The organism is Streptomyces sp. NPDC059564, assembly GCF_042735575.1.
Taxonomy (GTDB): domain Bacteria; phylum Actinomycetota; class Actinomycetes; order Streptomycetales; family Streptomycetaceae; genus Streptomyces.
The window spans coordinates 1-3727 of sequence record NZ_JBHWBP010000530.1; the positions used below are offsets into that span (position 1 = coordinate 1).

At 71.6% G+C, this 3727-nt stretch carries 3 protein-coding genes; 1 reads left to right on the forward strand and 2 read right to left on the reverse strand.

The genetic code is table 11. From position 1 onward, the window contains the following. Positions 1-80 precede the first annotated feature (80 nt). Positions 81-1193 (reverse strand): allantoicase, encoded by a 1113-nt coding sequence (alc, locus tag ACFV0Q_RS39555; RefSeq protein ID WP_385012695.1) that lies wholly within the window; start codon positions 1191-1193, stop codon positions 81-83. Positions 1194-1195: 2 nt separating this feature from the next. Next, the gene (gene allB / locus ACFV0Q_RS39560) at positions 1196-2539 is read right to left on the reverse strand and encodes an allantoinase AllB (RefSeq protein ID WP_385012696.1); all 1344 of its coding nucleotides are present in this window, start codon (positions 2537-2539) and stop codon (positions 1196-1198) included. Positions 2540-2865: 326 nt separating this feature from the next. Here allB and ACFV0Q_RS39565 point away from each other — a divergent pair, with 326 nt between their 5' ends. Then, positions 2866-3669 (forward strand): IclR family transcriptional regulator, encoded by an 804-nt coding sequence (locus ACFV0Q_RS39565; protein ID WP_385012698.1) that lies wholly within the window; start codon positions 2866-2868, stop codon positions 3667-3669. Positions 3670-3727: the final 58 nt, after the last annotated feature.

Sequence of the window (3727 nt, forward strand, 5' to 3'; positions counted from 1 at the left end):
CCGCGTGCGGTGCGCCCCGTAGGCGGGGGCTCGCGCCCCGGAGGTGTCGGCCCCCGGGGCGGTCGGTGGGCGGGGTGGCGTCAGCCGCCCAGCTCCTGGTGACGGGCGGCGTGCGCGGCGGCGCCGGCCTCCGTCAGCGAGCCGAACAGGCGCAGCCGGGAGAAGCCGCCGTCCGGGAAGATGTCGATGCGCACGTGGGTGCCGGCCACCGGGGCGTCCAGCACGAAGCGGTGGTTGGTGTCGGGCTGCAGGCGGGTGCGCGGCAGGAACTCCGTCCACTCGCCCTCCTCGCCGGTCTTGACGGACAGCGAGGCCCAGCCGGCCGAGTTGCCCTTGAGGTAGGCGGTGTCGATCTCGACGGCGCGGATCTCGGACTCGGCTACCAGCTGGTAGCGGATCCAGTCGTTGCCGTTGTCGCGGCGGCGGGCGGTCTCCCAGCCGTCGTCCATCTTGCGGGAGCGGCCCGGGTTGATGGTGTTGGCCGGCGGGGAGTAGAAGCGGTTCGACGCGTCCTCGACCGAGCCGCCGTTCTCCAGGGCGACGACGTCGAAGGTGCCGAGCGCGGCGAGCCACTTCGGGTCGGGGCGGACCTCGCCGTAGACGCGGATGCGGGCGACGCCGCCGTCCGGGTGCTGGTTGAGGCGCAGGTGCGTGAAGCGCTGCTCGACGTCCACCGCGTAGCCGTTGGCCGCGTGGCCGCCGACGGGGGTGCGCTCGACGAGGGTCGTCCACTTGACGTCGTCGGACAGCAGCTCCTCGGCGGTCGGGGAGCCGGCGACCGAGGCGGCCTGGACCGATACGGCCTGCGGCATGTTGCCGCGGAAGTGCGCGGTGTCGACGACGATGCCGCGGATGACGCCGGGGGCGCCGAGGCGGATCAGGGCGTAGTCGTGGTCCTCGGGGGTCGGCCAGGGCTGCTCGGCGGAGACGCCGCGGCGGCGACGGGTCTCCCAGCCGTCCATGACCTTGCCCTTGTGGCCGAAGTGCTCGGGGTCGAAGTGCGGGGCCTCGGCGATGAGGAGGTTCTCGCGCTCGGCGAAGAACTCGTCGTTGGCGGCGATGACACCGGCGCCCAGCTCACGGGCGGCGAGGTTCGCGTACTGGGTGAAGGGGAAGTCCGCGGTGCGGTAGTCCGCGTACGGGTCTCCGCCCCCGTACGGGTTCGCGTTACCGGTGAAGGAAGCAATCGCCACTGTCAGTTCTGCCTTTCAAGGAGGAGGCCCGTGGGCTCGGTCGGGGTGCCGTGGTCGGCGATCCGCGTACCGCGCAGCCAGGTGGACTTCACGACGCCGTGCAGGGTCTTGCCCGCGTACGCCGTGATCTGGTTGCGGTGGTACAGGTGGGCCGGGTCCACGGTGAAGGTCTCTTCGGGGGCCAGGACGGCGAAGTCGGCGTCGCGGCCGGCCTCGATGGCGCCCTTGGCGGTGAGTCCGGCGAGGGCGGCCGGGGCGGTGGACATCCAGCGCGCGACCTCTTCGAGGGTGCGACCGCGCCTCCTCGCCTCGGTCCAGATGGCCGGCAGGCCGAGCTGGAGGGAGGAGATGCCGCCCCAGGCGGTGGCGAAGTCGCCGGTCTTCAGGTCCGCGGTGGAGGGCGAGTGGTCGGAGACGATGCAGTCGATGGTGCCGTCGGCGAGCGCGTCCCACAGCAGGTCCTGGTTGGCGGCCTCGCGGATCGGCGGGCAGCACTTGAACTCGGTGGCGCCGTCCGGGACTTCCTCGGCGGTGAGGGTGAGGAAGTGCGGGCAGGACTCGACGGTGATCGCGACGCCCTCGTCCTTGGCGGCGGCGATCAGGGGCAGCGCGTCGGAGGAGGACAGGTGCAGGACGTGCACGCGGGCGCCCAGCCGCTTCGCCTGGTCGATCAGGTTCTGGATCGCGGTGTTCTCGGCGTCCTTGGGACGGGAGGCGAGGAAGTCCGCGTACTTGGGGCCCGGGTTCTGCGGGGCCGCCTCCAGGTGGTGCGGGTCCTCGGCGTGCACGATCATCAGGCCGCCGAAGCCGGTGATCTCGGCGAGGGAGGCGGCCAGCCGTTCCTGGTCCAGCTCGGGGAACTCCTCGACGCCGGAGGGCGACAGGAAGCACTTGAAGCCGTAGACGCCGGCGTCGTGCAGGGGGCGCAGGTCCTTGACGTTGTCGGGCAGGGCGCCGCCCCAGAAGCCGACGTCCACGTGCGCCTTGGTGCGGGCGACCTCCTGCTTGACGCGGAGGTTGTCGACCGTGGTGGTCGGCGGGAGGGAGTTGAGCGGCATGTCGAGGATGGTGGTGATGCCGCCCGCCGCGGCGGCGCGGGTGGCCGTCCAGAAGCCCTCCCACTCGGTGCGGCCGGGGTCGTTGACGTGCACGTGGGTGTCCACCAGGCCGGGGAGCAGGACGTCGTCGCCGAAGTCCTCCAGCCGGGCTCCGGCCGGTACCTCGGCCTCGTACGCCAGCACGGCCGCGATCTTCCCGTCGGCGACGGCCACCGAGGCGGCGCGCGTCCCCTCGGGGGTGATCACGCGCGTCGAGCGCAGTACCAGTTCCACAGCCGCGTCGGCCACCAGAACCTCCCCATCTACTTCCACAGAGCGAAATTCAACGTTCTGTTGACGGAGTCTTCACCCCGATCCGGGGCCAGTCAAGAGTCGCCGGACGGACCACCCAGCCGCTTCCACCGCAATTGGATGTTTCCACAGGATGGAATTAAGATTTCACTATCCAGAATGTAGCTACCACCACGGATACCGGACCGGTAACTTCCCGAGGACGTCCACCACCCGGACAAACCGCCTCTGACCGGCGGAGACGGCAGGGCCCCGGCTCTAGGGCCGGCGCCGACCGACCGGTAGGCTGCTTCCTTGCCTGCCAGCACCGAAAGGACCGCGCCGTGCCGACGTCCAGCGCCAGCACCACCGACGCTTCCGCCAAGCCCACCGCCGCCAGCGGTGGCGTCCAGTCCCTTGAGCGCGCCTTCGATCTGCTCGAACGCATGGCCGACGCCGGGGGCGAAGTCGGCCTCAGCGAGCTCTCCGCCGCCAGCGGTCTGCCGCTGCCGACCATCCACCGCCTGATGCGGACCCTCGTCGCCTGCGGCTACGTCCGCCAGCAGCCCAACCGACGGTACTCCCTCGGCCCCCGGCTGATCCGCCTCGGCGAATCCGCCTCGCGGCTCCTGGGCACCTGGGCCCGCCCGTACCTGGCCCGCCTCGTCGAGGAGACCGGCGAGACGGCGAACATGGCCCTGCTCGACGGCGACGAGATCGTCTACGTCGCCCAGGTGCCGTCCAAGCACTCCATGCGCATGTTCACCGAGGTCGGCCGCCGCGTGCTGCCGCACTCCACCGGCGTGGGCAAGGCGCTGCTCGCGTACACGCCCGCCGACGAGGTACGCGCCCTGCTGGCCCGCACCGGGATGCCGGCCGCGACCGAGAAGACCATCACCACGCCCGAGGGCTTCCTGGAGGCCCTGGAGCAGGTCCGCAAGACGGGCTACGCGGTCGACGACAACGAGCAGGAAATAGGAGTCCGCTGCCTCGCCGTGTCGGTGCCGAACTCGCCGACCGCCGCCGCGATCTCCATCTCGGGCCCGGCCGGCCGCGTCACCGAGGCCGTCGCCGAGTCCTTCGTACCGATCCTCCAGGGGGTGGCCGCCGAGCTGTCGGTGGCCCTCCAGAGCCAGAACCCGGCCTGACCGGCACACCTCCCGCCGGCAGGCGACGTCACGAAGGCCCCGGTGCCCCTCTTGCGAG